Genomic DNA, 18,129 nt, shown 5'->3' with positions numbered 1-18,129 from the left:
ACCACTTGGAGGGCGTACCGTGCACCGCCGGCACAACGGGCTGAAGACCGCCGTACTCCTCGGCGGGCTGTCCGCACTCATCATCGTCATCGGAAGTTTCTTCGGGCGGGGCGGCCTGATCGTCGCCGTCCTCATCGCCCTCGGGACGAACGCGTACGCGTACTGGAACAGCGACAAGCTGGCTCTACGCGCGATGCGCGCCCGCCCCGTCAGCGAGTTCGAGGCCCCCGAGCTGTACCGCATGGTCCGCGAGCTCTCCACGTCCGCGCGCCAACCCATGCCCCGGCTCTACATCTCGCCGACCGAGGCCCCCAACGCCTTCGCCACCGGCCGCAACCCGCGCAACGCCGCGGTCTGCTGCACCGAGGGCATCCTGCGCATCCTCGACGAACGCGAGCTGCGCGGGGTCATCGGCCACGAGCTGAGCCACGTCTACAACCGCGACATCCTCATCTCCTCCGTCGCCGGAGCACTCGCCTCCGTGATCATGTTCCTGGTCAACTTCGCCTGGCTGATCCCCATCGGCCGCTCGAACGACGACGAGGGACCCGGCCTGTTCGGCATGCTGCTGATCATGATCCTCGGCCCGCTGGCCGCGTCCGTGATCCAGCTCGCCATCAGCCGCTCGCGCGAGTACGAGGCCGACGCCTCCGGAGCCCAGCTCACCGGCGACCCGCTCGCCCTGGCGAGCGCCCTGCGCAAACTGGACGCCGGCACCAAGCAGCTTCCGCTGCCCCCGGAACCACGCCTGGAGACGGCGAGCCACATGATGATCGCCAACCCCTTCCGCCCCGGTGAGGGACTGTCGAGGATGTTCTCGACGCACCCCCCGATGGCCGAGCGCATCGCCCGGCTCGAACAGATGGCAGGCCGTACGCAGTGAAGACAATCCTGAACGTGATCTGGCTCGTACTCAGCGGCGTCTGGCTGTTCCTCGGCTACTGCCTCGCGGGTGTGATCCTCTGCGTCACCATCATCGGCATCCCCTTCGGCATCGCCGCCTTCCGCATCGCGGTGTACGCGCTGTGGCCCTTCGGCTACACCACCGTCGAACGCCACGACTCCGGAGCCGGCTCCTGCGTCGGCAACGTCCTGTGGCTGGTCCTGGCGGGCTGGTGGCTGGCCCTCGGCCACATCGTCACCGGCATCGCGCTCTGCGTCACGATCATCGGCATCCCCTTCGGCATCGCCAACTTCAAGATGGTCCCGCTCTCCCTGCTCCCGCTGGGCCGCGAGATCGTCCCGACCGACGCCCCCTTCGCCTCCCGGTGACGCCTTCGACGCCCTGGACGACGCCCTCCCGCCCGGGGAGCGGCGTACGGGTACGGGCCCGCTCCCAGCCTTCGAGGGCCGTCAGGCAGGCGTGGTCGAGGTGCCGCAGCCCGTCGAGGTCCAGCCGGACGCTCTGCCCGGACGGCAGCGCGTCCAGGGAATCCAACAGCTTCGGCAGCCGCAGGAAGTTGGCGTTCCCCACCACCCGGACACACAGCACGTCCTCCTCCCACACCTCCTCCAGGTGCACGTGGGAGGTCTCCCAGGCCGCCTTGGCCACGGCGAGCCCCAAGCCGATCAACACCCCCTCGAACAGGTTGGTCGCCACGATCGCGGACGCGGTCACCACCAGCACCACGGCCTCGCCCCGGTGCGAGCGCCACAACGCCGCCACCGCCCTGGCCGGCAGCAGCTTCCACCCGGCGTGCAGCAACACCCCGGCCGGCGCCGCGAGCGGCACCACCTCCAGCACCCGCGGCAGGGCCACGGCGAACAACAGCAGCCACCCCCCGTGCATCACCCGCGCGGCCCGGGTCCGCGCCCCCGCCTCCACGTTCGCGGCGCTGCGCACGATCACCGCCGTCATCGGCAGCGCCCCCAGCAACCCGCAGGCGACGTTCCCGACGCCCTGGGCCACCAGCTCCCGGTCGTAGTGCGTGCGCGGCCCGTCGTGCATGCGGTCGACGGCCGCCGCGCTGAACAGGGTCTCGGCGGACGCGATCAGCGCGAGCGCCACCACGGTTCCGCCGGCCCCCACGGACAACAGCACCCCGAAATCGCCCACGGTCGGCAGGGCCACCGCCTCCAGCACCCCCGTCACCCGCACCCGGTCCACCGGGAGCCGCAACAACGAGGCCGCGGCGGTCGCCGCCACCACCCCGACGAGCGCCCCCGGCACGAGCCGGATCCGGGCCGGCGCGCGACGCCAGGCCACCATCACGGCGACGGTCCCGGCCCCGAGCGCCACGGCGGCCCAATCGGCCTGCGACCCGAGCACGTGCACCCCGCCCAGCTTCGCGAGGGTCTGCCCGGGAGCCCGGACCCCGCCCAACGCGTACAACTGACCGGCGATCAGCACGAGCCCGATCCCGGCCAGCATCCCCTGCACCACGGCGACGGAGACCGCCCGGAACCACCGCCCGAGCCGGAGCGCCCCCATGGCGAGCTGCAACAGCCCCGCGGCCACCACCAACACCCCGAGCGCGGGCAGACCGTACGCCCGCACGGCCTCGTAGACGAGTACGGTCAGCCCCGCGGCCGGGCCGCTGACCTGGAGCGCACTTCCCCGGAACCAGCCGGTGACCAGGCCGCCGACCACCCCGGTGACGATGCCGAGTTCAGCCGGCACCCCGGAGGCGACGGCGACGCCCACACAGAGCGGCAGCGCGACGAGCGCGACGACGACGGACGCCCCGAAGTCTTCGCGAAACGTACCGGCCCCAGGCATGCGAGAACCCCCTGCCACGTGGTGGATGGTCCTCACCAGCGTGGAGGGCGCACCGGCCCACGCCCAGTGACCACAGGAGCCCGAGGTGGCGCGTGCGCCGCACACGCCCCGCACACGCGCGGTCCACCACCCGCCGGGAGCCCGGACGGCCGCGAGCCCGTCCGCAGGGGCGGACGGGCTCGTGGACGGGCTCACGTGATCACGGCCAAGCGTGATCGCCGATGCGAACGATCAGCGGTAGTTCACGAACTGGATCGCGAACTCCAGGTCCTTGCCCTTGAGCAGGGCCTGGATGGTCTGGAGGTCGTCGCGGCTCTTGGAGCTGACGCGCAGCTCCTCGCCCTGGACCTGGGCCTTGACGCCCTTGGGGCCCTCGTCACGGATGATCTTCGCGACCTTCTTGGCGTTCTCCTGGGAGATGCCCTCCTCGATCGTCGCGAAGATCTTGTACTCCTTGCCGGACAGCTGCGGCTCACCGGCGTCCAGGGCCTTGAGCGAGATCCCGCGCTTGACGAGCTTGGTCTCGAAGACGTCGAGGACGGCCTTCACGCGCTCCTCGGAGTTCGCCTCCATCAGGATCTTCTCGCCGGACCAGGCGATCGACGCGCCCGTCCCCTTGAAGTCGTAACGCTGGGAGAGCTCCTTGGCGGCCTGGTTGAGGGCGTTGTCGACCTCCTGCCGCTCGACCTTCGAGACGATGTCGAAACTGGAGTCGGCCATGTGCTGTGGCTCCTTGAAGTCGGCTGTGTTGTGCCCCGGAGGGCGCGGCCGGACGACCCCGGCCCGCTCCGCAAAGCCTAGCCACCGCGCCCACGTGCGGCGCTGATCAATCCTGTGGCGAAGCACCCCCGGCCATCGGGTATTGTTTACGTCGTTGCCACGGAGCGCCGCCGCAAGGCGGAAAAACGGCAATCTCTTGGCGGTGTGCCCGAGTGGCCAAAGGGAGCAGACTGTAAATCTGCCGGCTCAGCCTACCCAGGTTCGAACCCTGGCGCCGCCACGCGAGAGAGGCCCCCGTTCACCCAGTGAACGGGGGCCTTCTTCGTTCCCCGGCCGGCCCGCCCATCGGCTCCGCCCATCGGCCAGGCCCTCACTCCACCGTCAGGTGGTACGTGATGTCGACCCAGAAGCCGTTCGTCGCGGACGCCGCGATCTCCAGGACGTACTGACCCGCCGGGAGCGGGCCGAGTCCGCACCACAGGCCCCACGCGACCCGGGGTATCCCCAGGGACTGGAACGGCTTCGAGGAGAACTCGTCCAGCGTCAGCGGCACGCTGTTCAGGGCCGCCCGCGCCCGCGCCACGGTCGGAATCCACGGCCTGGTGACGAACGGGACAGCCGCCCGCTGGGTGTTCAACACCGGGAAGAACAACCTGCGGTCGCTCGGGACCGCACACCGGCGCACCACACGGCCGCCGTGCGTCCCGGCGAGGAACCAGAGGTCCTCGGGCTGGCGCCACCCGGCGTTGCGTCCCGTGGTGTCACCGACGGGGCTCCGGTCCTCCGGCGCGGACAGGGCCCACTTCCACCACCGGGCGGCGAGCCGGGCCCCCTCCGCCGCGCCGATCCGCCAGTCGCCGTCTCCCATGCCCACCCCGGTGCCTCGTACGACCGTCCTCCCGGCCGAATCCGCAGTGACCCTATCGGGCGCCCGCTGCGCACCGATGGGGGGCGTCGCGTCGTTCAAGGGGCGTGCATTGGACATCGGACACACGAGGCAAGGTCGGGGGCGGCGTCCTGCTCGCCCTGCTCGGCGCCGGCATCCCGGCCCTGGTCGGGGCGGCGCTGGACACCCACGTGGGGGAGCCCTACCAGGAGACGCGGCTGTACTTCGGCAGCGAGCGCCCGGGCGGCCGGGAACCGGTAGGGGAGGGGGAGTTCACCCGTTTCCTGGACCGCGAGATCACCCCGGCCTTCCCCGAGGGGCTCACCGTCCACCACGGGCACGGGCAACGCCGCGGCCAGGACGGCCGGATCGTCCACGAGACCTCGTACGAGGTGGTGTTGCTCTATCCCGAGAAGGAGGCGCAGGAGCGCGGCGCGAGCGTCGAGCGGATCCGGCGGGCGTACGAGCACCGGTTCCTGCAGGACTCGGTGGGCCGTTCGGACGACAAGGTCAGCGCCGCGTTCTGAACCGCCCGCGGCCCGGGGTCGAGGCCCGTTCTCCGGGCCCCACGACAGTTGCCCGGCACGACCGTTGCCCGCCCCGTCAGTTGCCCGCCACGTCCTTCACGGCCACCGAGACCGGGGTGGAACCCGAGAGCAGTTCCAGGACCAGCCCGGCCGTCGCCGGGGTCTCGATCAGCTCCGCGAGGACCGCCGCCACGTCGTCGAGCGGGACCGACCCCCGGCCCGTGTCGGCCTCCAGGCGGACCAGGCCCGTACCGGCGTGATCGGTGAGCGCGCCCGGGCGCAGGATCGTCCACTCCAGGCCCAGCCGGGTGCGGAGGTGGTCGTCGGCCTCGCCCTTGGCGCGCAGGTAGTGGTCGAAGACCTCGTCGCCGTCGTGGCGGGCGTCGGCGCCCATCGAGGAGACCATCAGGAAGCGCCGCACGCGGGCCCGTTCGGCCGCGTCGGCGAAGAGGACCGCCGCGGCCCGGTCCACGGTGTCCTTGCGTTCGACGCCGCTGCCCGCTCCCGCTCCGGCCGCGAAGACGGCGACGTCGGCGCCCTGGAGGATTCCCGCCACGTGCTCGACGGTCGCCGACTCCAGGTCGCAGAGCACCGGTTCGGCCCCCGCGTCCCGCAGGTCGTCGCCCTGTTCCGGGTCGCGGATGATGCCCGCGACCTCGTACCCGCGCGCGCGGAGCAGTCGCTCCAGCCGCAGCGCGATCCGACCGTGTCCACCCGCGATGACGATGCGCATGCCCCGACCGTACGTCGAGCGGGGCGCCCGCGCCCGCGAAGCGGCGGCGAACGGCCCTCGCGACTCAGGGACCGTGCTCCGTACGCCCCTGCCGGGGCAGGTCCAGGGCCACCGCGACCGCCGAGTCGCAGTACTCCCGTACGGCACTCGTCCGGGCTACGACGCGCCCCCGGTGGATCACGATCCGGCTGTAGGCCAGCGAGAGCACCCCGGCGATCCGGTCCCCGCGCACGGCGAGCAGCTCCGCCGGGAAGCCCGCCTCCACCCGCACCTCGGGCATGCCCATGGCCTCGCGGGCGGCCGTGCTGACCGCCTCGTAGGCCTCGGCCGGACGCAGCCCGCCCTGGGAGGCCAACAGGTACGCCGCTTCGAGCGGGTCGCCCCGACCCACCGGGTTGCCGGCGTCGCGCAGGGCCCCGCTCCCGGCCGCGACCAGGACCCCGGCGGCACGCAGCAGCCGGACCGGCGCGGTGCGCAGGCCGCGCCGCTCCAGGGCCGCGCAGTCCCCCTGGGGCAGGCAGGTGACCCGTACGCCGGCCGCGGCCAGCCGGTCGGCGGCGCGGGACGCCACGTCCAGCGGGAGCCGGGACAGGCCGCCGCAGGGGCCGATGCCGACGCCCGGGCGCAGCCCGCCGGCCATGGCGGCGAGCCGGGCCAGCCGCGCCGGATCGTCCCCGTCCGTGTGCAGGTCCACGGGGCAGCCGTGCTCGGCGGCGAGTTCCAGGACGGCCTCGACGAAGCCGGTGGGGTCGGGGTCGAGGTCCGGGCAGCCGCCGATCACGGAGGCCCCCATCTTGACGGCGTCGCGGAGCATGGCGAGCCCGTCCGCCCCGGCGACACCGGTCAACAGCCGGGGCACGGCGACGGTGGTCAGGTCGGTGAGGCCGCGCAGCGAGCGGCGGGCCTGGAGCACGGCCTCCATCGGGCCGAGCCCGTGGACGTCGCCGATCCGTACGTGGGAGCGCAGGGCGGTGGCGCCGTGCCCGAGCTGGAGCAGCGCCGCCTCGGTGGCCCGGCGCTGCACCTCGTCGGCGGCGTGGGAGACGGGTCCCTCCCCGTCCGCGGTCAGCGCGGTGTCGCCGTGCGCGTGCGGCTCGGCGGGGGCCGGCAGCAGCAGGTACCCGCTGAGGTCGACACGGGCGAGCGCGGGGGCCGGCAGGCTCCCGGGGGTCCCCACGGCCTGGATGCGGCCGCCCCCGCCCAGCCGGACGTCGACGGTGCGGCCGTCCGTGAGGCGGGCGCCGGCGAGCAGCAGGGTGGTGGGGTCGGGCCCGGCGACGGGACCACCCGCGTGGCTCCGGGGGCCGTGTGCGGGCCCATGGCCGCCGCCCTCGCCCCGGCCGCCGTGCGGGGAGTGGGACGGCTGCTGCGGCGGGCTGTCGGACATCGCGCTCCTGCGGTGGCTCGGGCGGTTCCCGGGTCCGTGGCCTCGGCCCGCGGCCCAAGATCACGCAGCGTGCTCAGAGCCTAGGGCGCGGGGCTCTCCGGTTCGCGGAGGAGCGAAATAGTCGTACCGGTGTGGTGCCCCGGGACGGATCCCCGGCGTGCGCCGGCGGTGAAAGGGGCGGTCGGGATGCACAGAGCGTGAGATCGGGGCCGGACGGCCGGTGCGGGCCGTGTGACCTCGCCCACATTCGGACCGAAACTCCGGGAAAAACAGGGGCTGGAGGGAGGTGCGGGTCGATCGGGAATCCGGACCGAAGCCCCTCGGAGCCCGGTCCCCGCAAAGGATTTGGGCGATCGGCGGGCAACCGTGTAATGTCTTCATCGCTCGCCCCAATAGCTCAGTCGGTAGAGCGTCTCCATGGTAAGGAGAAGGTCTGCGGTTCGATTCCGCATTGGGGCTCTGGTGAGAGAGGTTCCCCACCCTCGGGTGGGGGGTCGATCACATCAAAGCGGCGTAGCTCAGTCGGTAGAGCAAGCGGCTCATAATCGCTGTGTCACCGGTTCAAGTCCGGTCGCCGCTACACACAGTAGCCGATTGCGGGGTCGGTCTCCCGGTCGGCTACTCTTGTATGCGTTCATCCGTCCCAATTGTCCGTCAAGGAGCACTCACGTGGCTGCCACCGACGTCCGCCCGAAGATCACGCTGGCCTGCGTGGAGTGCAAGGAGCGGAACTACATCACCAAGAAGAACCGGCGTAACGACCCGGACCGACTTGAGATGAAGAAGCACTGCCCGCGTTGCAACTCGCACACCGCGCACCGCGAGACCCGCTGATCCTGGCGAGTCTCGAATACAGGCACCGTCACGAGGCCGTCCCCTTTCATCGGGGGGCGGCCTCGTGTCGTTTCCGCGTCCGGATCCTTCCGGTGCCGCGCTGTCCCCGTACGCGGCGTTCCCGCGTCCGACGGGCCGTGGCCGGCGATCCGTGACGTGTGTTTCTCGTGACTTTCATGTCCCTCAACAGGAGGTAGTGAGCCATGGCCCTCGACCAGACCTTCGTGGGGCGGAGCTACCCGCCCACCGATCCGTACGAGGTCGGCCGGGAGAAGATCCGCGAATTCGCCGTCGCCGTGGGTGACGAGAATCCCGTCTACACCGACCCCGAAGCCGCGAAGGCGCTCGGTCACCAGGACGTGATCGCGCCGCCGACCTTCGTGTTCGCCATCACCTTCCAGGCGGCGAGCCAGGTCATCGAGGACCCGCAGCTGGGCCTGGACTACAGCCGCGTCGTGCACGGTGACCAGAAGTTCGCGTACGTCCGGCCCGTGCGGGCGGGCGACCGGCTCTCCGTGACCTCCACCATCGAGGCCGTGAAGTCCCTCGCGGGCAACGACATCATCGACATTCGGGGCGAGGTCCACGACGCCTCCGGCGAGCACGTGGTGACGGCGTGGACCAAGCTCGTGTCCCGCGCTCCCCAGGAGGCCTGAGATGACCGCGCAGATCCAGTACGCCGACGTGGAGGTCGGCACCGAACTCCCGGCGGGTTCCTTCCCCGTGACGCGCGCCACGCTCGTGCGGTACGCGGGCGCCTCCGGTGACTTCAACCCGATCCACTGGAACGAGAAGTTCGCCAAGGAGGTCGGGCTGCCGGACGTGATCGCGCACGGCATGTTCACCATGGCCGAGGCGATCCGCGTGGTCACCGACTGGCTGGGCGACCCGGGCGCGGTCCTCGAGTACGGGGTGCGCTTCACCAAGCCGGTCGTCGTCCCGAACGAGGACCCCGGCGCGCTGATCGAGGTCACCGCCAAGGTGGCGGCGAAGCTGGACGACAACCGGGTCCGGGTGGACCTGACGGCGATGAGCGCGGGGCAGAAGGTCCTGGGCATGTCGCGCGCGGTGGTCCGACTGGCCTGAGGCCGGCGCCCGCGACCGTCGGGCCGGGGCCGCCGCGCCCGGGCCCGACGGTCGCGCGCCCCCCGGCGGACGTCCTACCGGGGGACCGCGGCGAGCAGCCGGCGGGCCGCCTGCGCGACCGCCTCGCGGACGGCCGGGTCGGTGATCGTCCCCGTCCCCCCGTCCACCACGGCCCGGGGTACCGGTACCCGTGCGCAGGCCTCCTCCACGACGCTCGCCCCCGTGTAGCCGAGGACCGTGCGCAACGCCCGATGGGCCCCGGCGGCGCCCGTCGGGGACGAGGACGCGTTGATCCAGCCGACCGGCTTGTCCACGATCTCGACGCCGCCGACCGTCCAGTCCAGCAGGTTCTTGAACGAGCCCGGAAGATCGCCCGCGTACTCCGGCGTGCAGAACAGCAGCGCGTCCGCCCGCGCGATCAGCTCGCGCAGCCGCACGACCTCGGCCGGCAGGGGTTCGACGTCGTCGTCCGGATTGAAGTGCGGGAGCTTCGCCAGGTCGAGGTAGGGCGTGGTGCGCACCGCCTCCCCGAGGACCTCGGGAACCGTCAGGATCACCGAGGTGTTGGTGGAACCGGCGCGGGTGCTCCCGCTGATCAGGACGAGGTGCGGGGTTCGGGTCACGGGCGTGATGCTACGGCCGGCAGGCGGACCCGGGGAGTCGGCCCCCGCCGGGCGTTGACGAAGTTAGTGATTGAGTACTAACTTAATCGTATGGCAAGGATGAGCGCGGACGAGCGGCGCGAGAGCGTCATTCGCGCGGCGATGCACGAGTTCGCGCGGGGCGGCTACCACGGCACCTCCACCGAGACGATCGCCAAACGGGTGGGCGTCTCCCAGCCGTACCTGTTCCGGCTGTTCCCGAGCAAGCAGGCGATCTTCATCGAAGCCGTCGCCCGCTGCACCGAGGACATCCGGCTCGCCTTCGAGGAGGCCTCCGAGGGCCTCGGCGGCGACGAGGCGCTCAAGGCCATGGCGCAGACGTACAGGCGGCTCATCGCCGAGCACCCCGACAAGCTCCTGATGCAACTCCAGTCGAACGTGGCCGTCGCGGCCGCCGAGGCCGCGGGGGAGTCGGAGTTCGGGGAGATGGTCAGGGCCGGCTGGATGCGCCTGTGGGACACCGTGCAGGCGGCGATCGGCGGCGACGCCGACCAGACCGCCGGCTTCATCGCGCACGGGATGCTCATCAACACCCTCGCCGCCCTGGGCTTCCCGTCCGAGCACCGCGTCTGGGAGGGATGCCGCCTCCTGGACGAGGAGGCGGGCGACCCCGGGTCGGACGTCCGTACGAGCGTGTAGCGGCGACCGGCCGAGTCGTCGGCGGGGTCACCGGCGGGGTATCCGCCGGTCCACCGCGCGCCGCCGTCCGGGCGGTCGTGTGGGCACGGAAGTTAGTCAGCAATAACTAACAAACAGCATCAGTAGGGGGAAACGTGGACAGGCAAGGCACCGCACCCGGCGACACGAGCGCCGACACCAGGCTCAAGGGACCCGCAGTCTGGGCCCTCGTCCTCACCGGCGTCGCCAGCTTCATGGCCGCCCTCGACAACCTCGTCGTCACCACCGCCCTGCCCGCGATCCGCGAGGACCTCGGCGGCAAGCTGGAGGACCTGGAGTGGACGGTGAACGCCTACACGCTCACCTTCGCCGTGCTCCTCATGTTCGGCTCCGCCCTCGGTGACCGCTTCGGCCGCCGCCGGCTGTTCATCGTCGGACTCTCGATCTTCACCGGCGCCTCCGCCGCCGCGGCCCTCTCACCCGGCATAGACGAGCTGATCGCCGCCCGAGCCGTCCAGGGCGTGGGCGCCGCGATCATGATGCCGCTCACCCTCACCCTCCTCACCGCCGCCGTCCCGGCCGCCCGGCGCGGCATGGCCCTCGGCATCTACGGAGCCGTCACCGGCCTCGCCGTCGCCAGCGGCCCCCTCATCGGCGGCAGCCTCACCGAGCACATCTCCTGGCAGTGGATCTTCTGGCTCAACGTGCCCATCGGCCTCGCCCTGATCCCCCTCGCCCGATTGCGGCTCGCCGAGTCCACCGCCCCCGACTCCCGCCTCGACGTCCCCGGCACGATCCTCATCAGCGGCGGCCTCTTCGGGATCGTCTACGCCCTGGTCAACGCCAACGCCGAGGGCTGGACCAGCGCCCCCGTGCTCACCGGCCTGATCGTCGGCAGTGCGCTCGTCGGGGCCTTCATCCGCCACGGCATCCGCCACGCGAACCCCATGCTCCCCATGCGGCTCTTCCGCAACCGGGGCTTCCTCGGGATCAACGTGGCCTCCCTGCTGATGTTCCTCGGCATGTTCGGCTCGATCTTCCTGCTCGCCCAGTTCCTCCAGGGCGTCGCCGGTTACTCGCCCACCGAGGCCGGACTGCGCATGCTCCCCTGGACCGGCATGCCGATGATCGTCGCGCCGATCGCGGGCATCCTCTCCGACCGGATAGGGGGCCGACCGGTCGTCGCCGCCGGACTGGCGTTCCAGGCCCTCGGACTCGGCTGGTTCGCGGTGATCCTCAGCGCCGACGTCTCCTACGCCGCCCAACTCCCCGCCCTGATCCTCAGCGGCATCGGCATGGCCCTGTACTTCGCCCCCGCCGCCAACGTGCTGATGTCCACCGTGGCCCCCGCCGACCAGGGCAAGGCCTCCGGCACCAACACCGCGCTGCGCGAGGTGGGCGGCGCCCTCGGAGTCGCCGTCCTGGCCTCGGTCTTCTCCGCCCAGGGCGGCTACGAGAGCCCGCAGGCCTTCACCGACGGCACCATCCCCGCCCTGTGGATCGGCGCGATCGCCGTCGCCCTCGCCGCCGGCTTCGCCCTCCTGCTCCCGCCGAAGCCCAGGACCCGGGACCAGGAGCACCCCGCCGCCCCCGCGAGCCCCGAAGCCGCCGCCCCGGCCCCGGCCAAGGTGCCCGCCGCCGGCTGAGGCCGAACCCCGTGTCGGCGGACACCCCGCCGACACGGGGGAAGAACCGGTACGGTCCGTGGCCCCGCAGGGATGCGAGGGGGACGGACCGTACTCTTGTCCACGTGCAGGAACTCCACGACGCCCCCCTCGCCCCGCTGACCACCTTCCGCCTCGGCGGCCCCGCGGCCCGCCTGGTCACCGCGACCACCGACGCCGAGGTGATCGCCGCCGTCCGCGCCGCAGACGAGAGCGGCACCCCACTGCTGATCATCGGCGGCGGCAGCAACCTGGTCATCGGCGACCGGGGATTCGCCGGCACCGCCCTGCGCATCGCGACCACCGGGTTCGCGCTCGACGGCACGCACCTGGAACTCGCCGCCGGCGAGAACTGGAGCGACGCGGTCGCCCGCACCGTCGACGCCGGCCTCGCCGGCATCGAGTGCCTCGCCGGGATCCCCGGCTCCGCCGGCGCCACACCCATCCAGAACGTCGGGGCGTACGGCCAGGAGGTCCGCGACACCGTCACCGAGGTCGTCGCCTACGACCGCACCACCGGCGAAACGGTCACCCTCCCCGCCGACGCCTGCGGGTTCCGCTACCGCCACAGCACCTTCAAGGACCAGCCCGACCGCTACGTGGTCCTGCGCGTGCGCTTCGCCCTCGAAGACGCCGGCGGCCTGTCCGCGCCGATCAAGTACCCCGAGACCGCCCGCGCCCTCGGCGTGGAGGCCGGCGACCGCGTCCCGGCCACCACCGCCCGCGAGACCGTGCTGCGCCTGCGCGCCGGCAAGGGCATGGTCCTCGACCCCACCGACCACGACACCTGGTCGGCCGGCTCGTTCTTCCACAACCCGATCCTGACCGACGAGGCCTACGCCGCCTTCCTCGCCCGCGTCCAGGACCGCCTCGGCGCCGAGACCGCCCCGCCCGCCTACCCCGCGGGCGACGGCCGCACGAAGACCAGCGCGGCCTGGCTGATCGACAAGGCCGGCTTCACCAAGGGCTACGGCACCGGCCCCGCCCGCATCTCCACCAAGCACACCCTCGCCCTCACCAACCGCGGCGAGGCCACCACCGAGGACCTCCTCACCCTGGCCCGCGAGGTCGTCGCGGGCGTCCACGCGGCCTTCGGCGTCACCCTGGTCAACGAACCGGTGACGGTCGGCGTCAGCATCTGAGGAGCCCCGGCCGCCATGCAATGCCCCCTGCACGGTGCCGGTACGGACCCCACCCGGCTGGTGGGACGCACGATCAGCAGCGTCGTCGCGTCCTGGCACGTCTACGAGGGCGAGCGCTCCGAGGCACCGCTCGACGTGTGGCTGATCGACAACGAGGGCGAGTCCACCCGCATCACCACCGGGTCCGACTGGTGCCTCATCGTCGAGTCGGAATCCCCGCACGCGCCCTACGACATGGGGGAGTGGGGCCGCATCGAGGTCGGCGAGGACCTCGGCGACCACCCCTTCCTGCGCCACCTCGGCGAGACCGTCGCCACCGTGGCCGAGTACGCCGTTCCCGAGACCGGACGCACCCACCTGGAGATCGGCTTCGTGGACGGCGACCGGGTCCGGGCCGACTGCTACGAGGGAGACCTGCGGCTCACCCGGTGAGCCAGTGGTCGATCCCCGCCAGCAGCTTCCCCTGTACGTCCTCCGGCGCGGCCGAGCCGCGCACCGACTGCCGGGCCAGCTCCGCCAACTCCGCGTCCGTGAAGCCGTGGTGGCGCCGCGCGATCTCGTACTGGGCCGCCAGCCGGGACCCGAACAGCAGCGGGTCGTCCGCCCCCAGCGCCATCGGCACCCCCGCCTCGAAGAGCGCGCGCAACGGCACGTCCTCGGGGCGCTCGTAGACACCCAGGGCCACGTTGGACGCCGGGCAGACCTCACAGGTGATCTGCCGGTCCGCGAGCCGCTTCAGCAGCCGCGGATCCTCGGCCGCCCGCACGCCGTGCCCGATGCGCGAGGCATCGAGGTCGTCCAGGCAGTCCCGTACCGAGGCGGGGCCGGTCAGCTCGCCGCCGTGCGGGGCCGCCAGCAGGCCGCCCTCGCGGGCGATGGCGAAGGCCCGGTCGAAATCACGGGCCATGCCGCGGCGTTCGTCGTTGGACAGACCGAAGCCGACGACGCCGCGATCGGCGTACCGGACGGCGAGGCGGGCCAGCGTTCGGGCGTCCAGGGGATGCTTCATCCGGTTGGCCGCGATGATCACCCGCATTCCCAGGCCGGTCTCCCGGGAGGCCGCGTCCACGGCGTCCAGGATGATCTCGACGGCCGGGATCATCCCGCCGAGGAGCGGGGCGTAGGAGGTGGGGTCCACCTGGATCTCCAGCCAGCCACTGCCGTCCCGCACGTCCTCCTCGGCGGCCTCCCGCACCAGCCGGCGGATGTCGTCGGGCTCGCGCAGACAGGACCGGGCGGTGTCGTAGAGCCGCTGGAAGCGGAACCAGCCCCGCTCGTCGGTGGCCCGCAGCTTGGGCGGCTCGCCACCGGTCAGCGCCTCGGGCAGGCGCACGCCGTACTTGTCGGCGAGCTCCAGCAGGGTCGACGGCCGCATCGAGCCGGTGAAGTGCAGGTGGAGGTGGGCTTTCGGCAGAAGCGTGAGATCGCGTACGTGCTCCATCCGGTGATCCTGCCGCAATCCCGCGCCGAGCGGGAGGGCGTTTTACCTATCGGGGGCTTGCTCGAACGCGCGAGCGGACCCCGCCGGACGGCCGCGGACCCCGCCGGACGCCCGAGCGGCGGCCCCCCGGACCGGGGAACCGCCGCTCGTGAACCGCTCGGATAGCCCCGCAGGACTAGGCCTTGGCCTCCGCCAGCAGCTTCTGGATCCGGGACACGCCCTCCACCAGGTCCTCGTCGCCCAGGGCGTACGACAGACGGAGGTAACCCGGGGTGCCGAAGGCCTCGCCCGGGACGACCGCGACCTCAGCCTCGTCGAGGATCAGCGCGGCCAGCTCGACGGAGGTCTGCGGGCGCTTGCCGCGGATCTCCTTGCCGAGCACGTCCTTGACCGACGGGTACACGTAGAAGGCGCCCTCGGGGGTCGGGCAGAACACGCCGTCGATCTCGTTCAGCATCCGCACGATCGTCTGGCGGCGGCGGTCGAAGGCCGTGCGCATCTCGTGGACCGCGTCCAGGTTGCCGGACACGGCGGCCAGCGCGGCGACCTGGGCCACGTTGGACACGTTGGAGGTGGCGTGGGACTGAAGGTTGGTGGCGGCCTTCACGACGTCCTTCGGGCCGATGATCCAGCCCACCCGCCAGCCCGTCATCGCGTACGTCTTGGCGACGCCGTTGACGATGATGCACTTGTCGGCCAGCTCGGGGACGATCGCCGGGAGCGAGACGAACTTCGCGTCCCCGTAGACCAGGTGCTCGTAGATCTCGTCCGTCAGGACCCACAGGCCCTTCTCGGCGGCCCAGCGGCCGATCGCCTCGGCGTCGGCCTCGGAGTAGACGGCCCCCGTCGGGTTGGAGGGGGAGACGAAGAGGACGACCTTGGTGCGCTCGGTGCGCGCGGCCTCCAGCTGCTCGACCGAGACCCGGTAACCGGAGGTCTCGTCGGCGACGACCTCGACCGGGACGCCGCCCGCGAGACGGATCGACTCCGGGTAGGTCGTCCAGTACGGAGCCGGGACGATGACCTCGTCGCCCGGGTCGAGGATGGCCGCGAACGCCTCGTAGATCGCCTGCTTGCCGCCGTTGGTCACCAGGATCTGGGAGGCGTCGACCTCGTAGCCGGAGTCGCGCAGGGTCTTCGCGGCGATCGCGGCCTTCAGCTCGGGCAGACCGCCGGCCGGCGTGTAGCGGTGGTTCTTCGGGTTGCGGCAGGCCTCGACGGCGGCCTCGACGATGTAGTCCGGCGTCGGGAAGTCGGGCTCGCCCGCACCGAAACCGATCACCGGGCGCCCGGCGGCCTTGAGGGCCTTGGCCTTGGCGTCCACGGCGAGGGTGGCGGACTCGGAAATGGCGCCGATACGGGCGGACACCCGGCGCTCGGAGGAAGGCGTTGCAGAGGTCATGGGTCCAATCGTCCCAGACGGCCCAGAAGCGCCGCACAACGTTTCAGTTACCGGACGAACGAGATCCGGACGCCCTCCCCGGCGGCTTCTGTTCGACGTCAGGGCCAGGAGCACGTATGCTCACCTGTCGTTGGACCTCGCCGACAGCTCCAAAGCGTGCGCACTCCGTGCACTCGCTCGGATGCGGTAGGTTGGGGAACGCAAAGGGTCGTAGCTCAATTGGTAGAGCACTGGTCTCCAAAACCAGCGGTTGGGGGTTCGAGTCCCTCCGGCCCTGCTCCACACTCCTTCTCGGATGTGTGCGCAGGTACGTACTTCGATGCAACGCCGTGCGGCGCAACCGGGCGCGGCTACGGCCACGACCCGGATTCAGGTGAGAGACGTGACGGACGCCCTGGGCTCCATCGACATGCCTGACGCCGAGGACGACACTCGCGAGAAGAAGGCCCGCAAGGGCGGCAAGCGCGGCAAGAAGGGCCCTCTGGGCCGGCTCGCGCTGTTCTACCGCCAGATCGTCGCGGAACTCCGCAAGGTTGTATGGCCGACCCGCAACCAACTCACGACGTACACCACCGTGGTGATTGTCTTCGTCGTCATCATGATCGGTCTGGTGACCGTGATTGACTATGGGTTCCAGGAAGCCATCAAGTTCGTCTTCGGCTGATCCCCGCGGAGGGCGGCGCCTTGATGGGTGCCGCCCGTTTTCGCATGTTCGACCACCTTTTGTATCCAGGAAGAAGCAGCCACCGTGTCTGACCCGAACCTGAACGTGAGCCCCGACTCCGTCGAGTCCGTCGAGGACGAGCTCGACATCGTCGAGGCTGCAGACGCCGTGGACCCCGACGAAGCCGAGCTCGCCGACGCCGAGGCGGGTGCCGCCGCCGAAGAGGCCGCGCTGCACGTCGAGGACGAGGTTGACGCGCAGGCCGAGGACGACGCGGAGGCCGTGGAGGCCACCGACGACGTCGAGACCGACGAGGACGCCGAAGAGGCCGAGGACGACGCGGAGGCCGAAGAGGCCGCCGAGGTCGAGCCCGCCGAACCGGTCGACCCCACCGAGGCCCTGCGCCAGGAGCTGCGCTCCCTGCCGGGCGAGTGGTACGTGATCCACACCTACGCGGGCTACGAGAAGCGCGTGAAGGCGAACCTGGAGCAGCGCGCCGTCTCGCTGAACGTCGAGGAGTTCATCTACCAGGCCGAGGTGCCCGAGGAAGAGATCGTCCAGATCAAGAACGGCGAGCGCAAGAACGTCCGGCAGAACAAGCTGCCCGGTTACGTTCTCGTCCGCATGGATCTGACGAACGAGTCCTGGGGCGTCGTCCGCAACACCCCCGGTGTCACCGGCTTCGTCGGCAACGCCTACGACCCGTACCCGCTGACCCTGGACGAGATCCTCAAGATGCTCGCGCCGGAGGCCAAGGAGAAGGCCGAGAAGGCCGCAGCGGAGGCCGCCGGCCTGCCCGCGCCCGCCGTCAAGCGCACCATCGAGGTCCTCGACTTCGAGGTCGGCGACTCGGTCACCGTCACCGACGGCCCGTTCGCGACGCTGCAGGCGACGATCAACGAGATCAACCCGGACTCGAAGAAGGTCAAGGGTCTCGTCGAGATCTTCGGCCGCGAGACCCCGGTCGAGCTCAGCTTCGACCAGATTCAGAAGAACTGATCACGTTCCTCTGAGCAACTGCTTCGATCAGGTCAGATCGCCCCGAAAAGGGTGGTCTGACCTGCTCGGTTTTTAGCCTCGCACCGATACCCGTTATCGTGGTGCGGTATGCCTCCATCCGGATGACCGGTTGGCGGCGAAAACTCTCACTAGGACCCGGAGAGAGCAATGCCTCCCAAGAAGAAGAAGATCACGGGGCTTATCAAGCTCCAGATCAAGGCCGGTGCGGCCAACCCGGCTCCGCCGGTCGGCCCCGCGCTCGGTCAGCACGGCGTCAACATCATGGAGTTCTGCAAGGCCTACAACGCCGCGACCGAGTCGCAGCGTGGCATGGTCGTGCCGGTGGAGATCACGGTCTACGACGACCGTTCCTTCACCTTCATCACCAAGACTCCGCCGGCCGCGCGCCTCATCCTGAAGAGCGCGGGCGTGGAGAAGGGCTCCGGCGAGCCGCACAAGACCAAGGTCGCGAAGCTGACGCGTGACCAGGTCCGCGAGATCGCCACGCTCAAGATGCCCGACCTGAACGCCAACGACATCGACGCGGCCGAGAAGATCATCGCCGGCACCGCGCGTTCGATGGGCATCACGGTCGAAGGCTGATTCAGCCACACCGCCCGGCAACACCAGTGGTAGGGCCAAGCG

21 protein-coding genes and 4 tRNA genes are annotated in these 18,129 nt (G+C 71.2%); 17 read left to right on the top strand and 8 right to left on the bottom strand.

From position 1 onward, the window contains the following. The first annotated feature begins 19 nt into the window (after positions 1-19). Both htpX and ACIRO3_RS04625 read left to right on the top strand, forming a co-directional pair. Entirely contained in the window at positions 20-883 is an 864-nt protein-coding gene (gene htpX / locus ACIRO3_RS04630; protein WP_266970183.1) for a zinc metalloprotease HtpX, read from the top strand. Further along, on the top strand, positions 880-1,272 hold the full coding sequence (locus tag ACIRO3_RS04625; protein ID WP_404132243.1) for a YccF domain-containing protein: 393 nt from the start codon (positions 880-882) through the stop codon (positions 1,270-1,272). Before htpX ends, ACIRO3_RS04625 begins: the two co-directional genes overlap by 4 nt. Here the strand turns inward: ACIRO3_RS04625 and ACIRO3_RS04620 are convergent. Together ACIRO3_RS04620 and ACIRO3_RS04615 are read right to left on the bottom strand one after the other, a co-directional pair. Further along, positions 1,196-2,719 (bottom strand): SulP family inorganic anion transporter, encoded by a 1,524-nt coding sequence (locus ACIRO3_RS04620; RefSeq protein ID WP_404132240.1) that lies wholly within the window; start codon positions 2,717-2,719, stop codon positions 1,196-1,198. The genes ACIRO3_RS04625 and ACIRO3_RS04620 overlap by 77 nt on opposite strands. 231 nt (positions 2,720-2,950) lie before the next feature. Beyond that, positions 2,951-3,439 carry a YajQ family cyclic di-GMP-binding protein gene (locus ACIRO3_RS04615; protein ID WP_361779770.1) on the bottom strand — a complete coding sequence of 163 codons (489 nt, stop codon included), beginning with the start codon at positions 3,437-3,439 and terminating at the stop codon, positions 2,951-2,953. Positions 3,440-3,637: 198 nt separating this feature from the next. Between ACIRO3_RS04615 and ACIRO3_RS04610 the strand changes: the two genes are divergently transcribed. After that, positions 3,638-3,719, top strand: a tRNA-Tyr gene (locus tag ACIRO3_RS04610). Between the two features lie 90 nt (positions 3,720-3,809). Here ACIRO3_RS04610 and ACIRO3_RS04605 read toward each other — a convergent pair. Further along, positions 3,810-4,307: a hypothetical protein gene (locus tag ACIRO3_RS04605; RefSeq protein ID WP_365998797.1), complete on the bottom strand. Its 498-nt coding sequence runs from the start codon at positions 4,305-4,307 to the stop codon at positions 3,810-3,812. 104 nt (positions 4,308-4,411) lie between these two features. Between ACIRO3_RS04605 and ACIRO3_RS04600 the strand changes: the two genes are divergently transcribed. Then, complete coding sequence (locus ACIRO3_RS04600) at positions 4,412-4,852, top strand: DUF3574 domain-containing protein (RefSeq protein WP_366149097.1); 441 nt, start codon at positions 4,412-4,414, stop codon at positions 4,850-4,852. A gap of 76 nt (positions 4,853-4,928) precedes the next feature. On the opposite strand, the gene ACIRO3_RS04595 is transcribed toward ACIRO3_RS04600, so the two are convergent. Both ACIRO3_RS04595 and ACIRO3_RS04590 read right to left on the bottom strand, forming a co-directional pair. Beyond that, positions 4,929-5,585 carry an NAD(P)H-binding protein gene (locus tag ACIRO3_RS04595; protein ID WP_361779761.1) on the bottom strand — a complete coding sequence of 219 codons (657 nt, stop codon included), beginning with the start codon at positions 5,583-5,585 and terminating at the stop codon, positions 4,929-4,931. A gap of 64 nt (positions 5,586-5,649) precedes the next feature. After that, positions 5,650-6,972 (bottom strand): amidohydrolase family protein, encoded by a 1,323-nt coding sequence (locus ACIRO3_RS04590; RefSeq protein ID WP_404132234.1) that lies wholly within the window; start codon positions 6,970-6,972, stop codon positions 5,650-5,652. A 386-nt stretch (positions 6,973-7,358) separates the two neighbouring features. On the opposite strand from ACIRO3_RS04590, the gene ACIRO3_RS04585 reads away from it, so the two are divergent. The 5 genes from ACIRO3_RS04585 (at position 7,359) to ACIRO3_RS04565 (ending at position 8,892) form a co-directional block, all read left to right on the top strand. Next, positions 7,359-7,431 (top strand) — tRNA-Thr (locus ACIRO3_RS04585). A 48-nt stretch (positions 7,432-7,479) separates the two neighbouring features. Next, a tRNA-Met gene (locus ACIRO3_RS04580) sits at positions 7,480-7,552 on the top strand. Between the two features lie 89 nt (positions 7,553-7,641). Then, positions 7,642-7,806: a 50S ribosomal protein L33 gene (gene rpmG / locus ACIRO3_RS04575; protein ID WP_006604855.1), complete on the top strand. Its 165-nt coding sequence runs from the start codon at positions 7,642-7,644 to the stop codon at positions 7,804-7,806. 203 nt (positions 7,807-8,009) lie between these two features. Further along, positions 8,010-8,462 carry a MaoC family dehydratase N-terminal domain-containing protein gene (locus ACIRO3_RS04570; protein WP_267796335.1) on the top strand — a complete coding sequence of 151 codons (453 nt, stop codon included), beginning with the start codon at positions 8,010-8,012 and terminating at the stop codon, positions 8,460-8,462. A gap of 1 nt (position 8,463) precedes the next feature. Then, positions 8,464-8,892, top strand: a complete 429-nt coding sequence (locus ACIRO3_RS04565) for a MaoC family dehydratase (RefSeq protein WP_361779753.1) — start codon at positions 8,464-8,466, stop codon at positions 8,890-8,892. 74 nt (positions 8,893-8,966) lie between these two features. On the opposite strand, the gene ACIRO3_RS04560 is transcribed toward ACIRO3_RS04565, so the two are convergent. Then, the gene (locus ACIRO3_RS04560) at positions 8,967-9,515 is read right to left on the bottom strand and encodes an NADPH-dependent FMN reductase (RefSeq protein WP_404132230.1); all 549 of its coding nucleotides are present in this window, start codon (positions 9,513-9,515) and stop codon (positions 8,967-8,969) included. 90 nt (positions 9,516-9,605) lie between these two features. Here ACIRO3_RS04560 and ACIRO3_RS04555 point away from each other — a divergent pair, with 90 nt between their 5' ends. The 4 genes from ACIRO3_RS04555 (at position 9,606) to ACIRO3_RS04540 (ending at position 13,410) form a co-directional block, all read left to right on the top strand. Then, positions 9,606-10,193: a TetR/AcrR family transcriptional regulator gene (locus ACIRO3_RS04555; protein ID WP_404132227.1), complete on the top strand. Its 588-nt coding sequence runs from the start codon at positions 9,606-9,608 to the stop codon at positions 10,191-10,193. A gap of 134 nt (positions 10,194-10,327) precedes the next feature. Next, positions 10,328-11,818, top strand: coding sequence for a DHA2 family efflux MFS transporter permease subunit (locus ACIRO3_RS04550; RefSeq protein ID WP_404132225.1), 1,491 nt, complete (start codon positions 10,328-10,330; stop codon positions 11,816-11,818). 11 nt (positions 11,819-11,829) lie between these two features. After that, positions 11,830-12,978: a UDP-N-acetylmuramate dehydrogenase gene (locus ACIRO3_RS04545; protein ID WP_404132222.1), complete on the top strand. Its 1,149-nt coding sequence runs from the start codon at positions 11,830-11,832 to the stop codon at positions 12,976-12,978. Positions 12,979-12,993: 15 nt separating this feature from the next. Continuing rightward, positions 12,994-13,410 carry a hypothetical protein gene (locus ACIRO3_RS04540; protein WP_361779741.1) on the top strand — a complete coding sequence of 139 codons (417 nt, stop codon included), beginning with the start codon at positions 12,994-12,996 and terminating at the stop codon, positions 13,408-13,410. Here ACIRO3_RS04540 and ACIRO3_RS04535 read toward each other — a convergent pair. After that, positions 13,400-14,419 carry an adenosine deaminase gene (locus ACIRO3_RS04535; protein WP_361779738.1) on the bottom strand — a complete coding sequence of 340 codons (1,020 nt, stop codon included), beginning with the start codon at positions 14,417-14,419 and terminating at the stop codon, positions 13,400-13,402. The two genes, ACIRO3_RS04540 and ACIRO3_RS04535, sit on opposite strands and share 11 nt — an antisense overlap. A 175-nt stretch (positions 14,420-14,594) precedes the next feature. Continuing rightward, the gene (locus ACIRO3_RS04530; protein ID WP_361779736.1) at positions 14,595-15,821 is read right to left on the bottom strand and encodes a pyridoxal phosphate-dependent aminotransferase; all 1,227 of its coding nucleotides are present in this window, start codon (positions 15,819-15,821) and stop codon (positions 14,595-14,597) included. A 204-nt stretch (positions 15,822-16,025) separates the two neighbouring features. Between ACIRO3_RS04530 and ACIRO3_RS04525 the strand changes: the two genes are divergently transcribed. From ACIRO3_RS04525 to rplK, 4 genes are all read left to right on the top strand, one after another. Next, a tRNA-Trp gene (locus ACIRO3_RS04525) sits at positions 16,026-16,098 on the top strand. A gap of 105 nt (positions 16,099-16,203) precedes the next feature. Then, positions 16,204-16,485, top strand: coding sequence for a preprotein translocase subunit SecE (gene secE, locus ACIRO3_RS04520; protein ID WP_030298162.1), 282 nt, complete (start codon positions 16,204-16,206; stop codon positions 16,483-16,485). Positions 16,486-16,569: 84 nt separating this feature from the next. Further along, a complete protein-coding gene (gene nusG / locus ACIRO3_RS04515; protein ID WP_361779731.1) occupies positions 16,570-17,484 on the top strand; it encodes a transcription termination/antitermination protein NusG in 915 nt (304 codons plus the stop codon). 168 nt (positions 17,485-17,652) lie between these two features. Next, positions 17,653-18,087, top strand: a complete 435-nt coding sequence (rplK, locus tag ACIRO3_RS04510; RefSeq protein WP_053682632.1) for a 50S ribosomal protein L11 — start codon at positions 17,653-17,655, stop codon at positions 18,085-18,087. Positions 18,088-18,129 lie beyond the last annotated feature (42 nt).

This window comes from Streptomyces sp. NPDC102278 (assembly GCF_044766345.1).
Classification (GTDB): domain Bacteria; phylum Actinomycetota; class Actinomycetes; order Streptomycetales; family Streptomycetaceae; genus Streptomyces.
The sequence above is the reverse complement of the archived record's forward strand: the minus strand, read 5'-3'. Positions and strand labels throughout refer to the sequence as shown.